The organism is Sphingomonas sp. CCH9-F2 (genome assembly GCF_001556735.1).
GTDB classification, from domain to species: domain Bacteria; phylum Pseudomonadota; class Alphaproteobacteria; order Sphingomonadales; family Sphingomonadaceae; genus Sphingomonas; species Sphingomonas ginsenosidimutans.
Map to the genome: position 1 here is coordinate 1 of NZ_LSJO01000040.1, position 337 is coordinate 337.

1 protein-coding gene is annotated in these 337 nt (G+C 64.7%); it reads left to right on the plus strand.

Features of this window, described 5'->3' with window-relative positions:
* Positions 1 to 66: 66 nt before the first annotated feature.
* Positions 67 to 337 (plus strand): DUF736 domain-containing protein (locus tag AX685_RS01105; protein WP_156445588.1); only part of this gene is annotated, 271 nt, incomplete at its 3' end.

Here is a 337-nt window from a genome sequence, read left to right on the forward strand (position 1 = left end):
GAGGGGAGGAGGATTGAAGATCGGTGTCGAGGACATGGGGTCCAGCACGACATCAGGAGACACGTCATGAACATCGGTCAGATCAAGCAGAACGACGCGGGCATCTTCATGGGCCGCATTTCCACCCTCGCGGTCGCGATGACGATCGCGCTGAAGCCGGTCCAGTCGTCCAATCCGCGCGCCCCGCGCTACGAGATCCATGCGCTCACCCCGGGCCGGACGTGGGTGCAGGTCGGCGCGTTCTTTGAACTCACCTCCAACAACACCGGCGAGGCGTTCCTCAACGGCCGCATCGACGATCCGTCGCTCGCCGCGCCGCTGCAGGTCTCGGCCTTCC